4 protein-coding genes are annotated in these 3,789 nt (G+C 54.6%); all 4 read left to right on the top strand.

Features of this window, described 5'->3' with window-relative positions:
- The coding region (locus AC1QQ2_RS13825) for a carbohydrate ABC transporter permease (RefSeq protein ID WP_479713565.1) at positions 1-1,160 on the top strand (1,160 nt) is incomplete at its 5' end.
- Positions 1,160-2,224 (top strand): ABC transporter ATP-binding protein, encoded by a 1,065-nt coding sequence (locus AC1QQ2_RS13820; protein WP_479713564.1) that lies wholly within the window; start codon positions 1,160-1,162, stop codon positions 2,222-2,224. The genes AC1QQ2_RS13825 and AC1QQ2_RS13820, both read left to right, overlap by 1 nt.
- Complete coding sequence (locus AC1QQ2_RS13815; RefSeq protein WP_479713563.1) at positions 2,215-3,204, top strand: YeiH family protein; 990 nt, start codon at positions 2,215-2,217, stop codon at positions 3,202-3,204. The genes AC1QQ2_RS13820 and AC1QQ2_RS13815 overlap by 10 nt, the downstream gene beginning before the upstream one ends.
- Before the next feature lie 15 nt (positions 3,205-3,219).
- The coding region (locus AC1QQ2_RS13810; RefSeq protein WP_479713562.1) for an FAD-dependent oxidoreductase at positions 3,220-3,789 on the top strand (570 nt) is incomplete at its 3' end.

The following is a 3,789-nucleotide window of genomic DNA, read 5'->3' as shown; positions in this document are numbered from 1 at the left end:
ATTGGGGTGACCTGTCCGACGACGAACGCGCTGCGCGGGATGTCTTAGAATTCCTGAGCGGTTTTGAAGGGCGTGACCTTTATGCGCTGCGGTCGCACCTAGGTCAGGTCCCGTCGCTCGTTCGGGATTTGATCGAAGCGAAGAATTTGCCGGAATGGATCGTTCGCTACCCGTCGATGTCAGGCAGCGCGCGCGGCGAATACGATCTGGATGGTGTGTTGACGACTCTCGACACCGAAGAGGTCCGCCTCTTGTCCGAATATCTGAACCTCGAACCATACGAACCAGCGCGACTTGCGTTGCAGGTTTTGGTCACGGCACCTGACCCAGAGACGGGCGTGGAAACGGAGTTCGGCATTTCCAACTTCAAAGCAACCCGAGACTTCACGCCTGCGCGGTATGTCGACAACCGCAATGATGATGTTGTGCGTTTGGATACGGCGTCCATCACCATGGGGCGAACCCTCGATCCGAGTTGGGAAAACTTCACTGATCCGGTTGCAGGGCGCGCGTTTGGTGTGAACGTTAATTTTGCCACCTGTTTCACCAATTCCGTCTTGGTCACTGTGATTGCGACTGTGCTAACGTTGTTGATCAACTCGATGGCTGCCTTTGCATTGGCAAAGTATAAATTCCGCGGTCAGGTCGCGTTCTTTGTCGTGATCTTGGCAACCCTTATGGTGCCACCGACCATCACGCTCGTTGGGGTGTTCAAGGCGGTCTACGCGACAGGTTTGTCGGGATCAATTTGGGGCGTGATCATTCCGGGGGCTGCGACACCAACCGGTGTGTTCCTGTTGCGCCAATACATGCTGTCGATCCCTGATGAGCTGATTGAGGCAGCGCGTATGGATGCAGCATCCGAGTGGAAGGTCTATTGGCGTATTGTTCTGCCTCTGGCACTCCCTGCGATTGCTGCTCTCGCGATCCTGTCCGTCATTTGGCGGTGGAACGACCTTATTCTCCCCCTTGTGGCTATCGCGACCACCAAAGAAGCTTACACCATCCAACTCTGCCTGCTGGAGTTTCGTGGTGAACACCTGAGCCAAGAGCATTATCGACTTGCCATGACCATGGTTAGCCTCGTGCCTTCCACGCTCGTTTTCGTGTTCCTCCAGAAATACATCACCACAGGCATCGCCAATACGGGGCTGAAATAATGACTGATCTCGTCCTTTCCAAAGTTGTGAAACACTACGGTGCGGTTGAGGTCATTCATGGCATCGACATGGAAATCGCCTCGGGGGAGTTTTGCGTCTTCGTCGGGCCTTCGGGTTGCGGGAAATCTACGCTTTTGCGCATGATTTCTGGACTTGAAAGCATCACGGACGGCCAAGTTCGAATTGATGGGGAAGTAGTGAACCATGTGCCCGCGTCGCAGCGTGGGCTGGCAATGGTATTCCAATCCTATGCTCTCTATCCTCATATGTCGGTGAGAAAGAACCTGAGTTTTGGCCTCGAAAACCTGAATACGCCGAAAGCCGAGATCGCAAAGCGGGTAGAGGACGCAGCACGTATGCTGCAGATCGAAGACTACCTAGATCGCCGACCCGGCCAGCTTTCTGGAGGGCAGCGTCAGCGCGTTGCAATCGGGCGCGCGGTGGTTCGTGAACCCAAAGTATTCTTGTTTGACGAGCCTCTTTCGAACCTCGATGCAGAACTGCGTGTGAACATGCGACGCGAGATTGCCAATCTGCACCGCCGGTTGGGGAACACGATGATTTACGTCACCCATGATCAGGTCGAAGCTATGACTATGGCCGACAAGATTGCGGTGCTTCGTGCAGGTAAGGTTGAACAATTCGGAACGCCGCTTGAGCTGTTCAATGCGCCAAAGAACCGATTTGTCGCGGGCTTCATCGGATCTCCGTCAATGAACTTTGTGACTGCGACGATTGCGGACGGTGGCGTAAAACTCAGCGACGGAACCCATCTGAACATCGATCGCACCCGGGCCGGTGTTGCCACTGGTGACGCTGTCGAAGTGGGCTTTAGGCCCCGTGATCTGGCGATTGACGATACTGGACCGCTCGTACTGACCGTCTCCGAAGTCGAACAATTGGGATCGGAAAGTTATGTTTTCGGCGAACTGGCAACGGGCCAAACAGTAACGGTTCATCAATCGGGACAGACATCGGTCAAGATTGGAGACGTTGTTAAACTGTCTGTATCTCCCTCGGCTCTTTACATATTCCGACAAGACACCGGTCTCGCATGTTACTAACAGCTGCTCGCGCCAAAGGCGTCGCGCCGGGTTTGTTCATGGCCCTATTAGTCGCGATGGCGGCGCAATTCTTGTCGGACCATTACGGCGCGCCTGTCATGTTGATGGCGATCCTTTTGGGGATACCGTTCCAGTTTCTGTCAAACGACCCTCGTATGGGCAAGGGGATCAATTTCGCGGCAAAGTCTGTTCTAAGGATCGGCGTAGCCCTCTTGGGGCTCAGAGTGAGTGTTGAACTGCTTTGGCAAATCGGACCGACCTTTGCTGTGTTGATTGCATTAGGTGTTGTGCTGACAATCGCCATTGGCACCTTAACAGCTAGTATCTTTGGCAAAGATTACGCGTTCGGATTTCTGGCGGGAGGATCGGTTGCCATTTGTGGCGCCTCTGCAGCCCTCGCATTGGCGAGCCTTCTGCCTAAGCATGAAAAAAGCGAAACCAACCTGACTTTCACCGTGGTTTCAGTCACCATTGCATCGACTGTTGCGATGATCGTCTATCCTATCGCTGCATCCTTGGTTGGTTTTGATGATAGATTGGCTGGAATATTCTTGGGCGGCACGATCCACGATGTTGCTCAGGTCGTCGGCGCCGGATTTTCGATGTCTGACGAAACTGGCGAAGTTGCTACGTTGATCAAGCTATTCCGGGTGACGATGTTGGCGCCTGTCGTCTTTGTCGGGGCACTCGCCTTACAGAAAAATGCGCCCGCTGAAACCGCCCCCCCGATCGTGCCGATGTTCGTGCTCGTATTTATTGCGCTGGCAGGGCTGAACTCCCTTCATGTTTTCCCCTTAGCTTTGATCGAATATTCCAATCAGTTGTCACGCGCTTGTTTGATTACGGCGGTAGCTGCGGTCGGGATGAAGACATCGCTTCAGGATTTGCAGAAGGTTGGCGGTGGGGCCGTTGGTTTGGTCGCGTCACTGACAGCGTTCTTAGCAATATTCGTGATGCTGGGGGTGTTAGCGTTCGGCTGACTTTTGGGGGCAAGGATGACTGATCAGATGCATGACCTGTTTATCATTGGCGGCGGGATCAACGGCTGCGGGATTGCCCGTGATGCCGCGGGTCGTGGTCTGTCGGTTGTTCTGGCAGAGCAGGGGGATCTGGCATCGGCCACGTCCTCTGCATCGACCAAGCTATTCCACGGTGGTCTGCGGTATCTTGAGTATTTTGAGTTCCGTTTGGTTCGCGAGGCCCTGATCGAACGCGAGACACTCTTGCAGGCGATGCCGCATATTTCATGGCCTATGCGGTTTGTGTTGCCTTACCACGCCTCGATGCGGTTCGAAGGTGCGACGCCGACCTCGCGGTTGTTGAATATCGTGATGCCGTGGATGAAGGGACGCAGGCCCGCGTGGCTCATTCGGTTGGGGCTTTTCCTCTATGATCATCTGGGCGGACGTAAGATTTTGCCGCCCACGCAGTTGGTTGATTTAACGACCGCTGTGGAAGGGGAGCCGCTTCACTCCAAATTCGAAACGGCCTACGAGTATTCCGATTGCTGGGTCGAGGACGCGCGGCTTGTTGCGTTGAATGCACGCGATGCGGTGAACCGTGGG

Origin of the sequence: Aestuarium sp., from assembly GCF_023253315.1 — a bacterium.
GTDB lineage: Bacteria > Pseudomonadota > Alphaproteobacteria > Rhodobacterales > Rhodobacteraceae > Marivivens > Marivivens donghaensis.
This window is presented reverse-complemented; position numbering and strand designations above follow the sequence as displayed.

Coding starts and splice junctions, on each gene's coding strand:
- AC1QQ2_RS13820 (WP_479713564.1), top strand. CDS start 1,160: ATGACTGATCTCGTCCTTTCCAAAGTTGTGAAACACTACGGTGCGGTT.
- AC1QQ2_RS13815 (WP_479713563.1), top strand. CDS start 2,215: ATGTTACTAACAGCTGCTCGCGCCAAAGGCGTCGCGCCGGGTTTGTTC.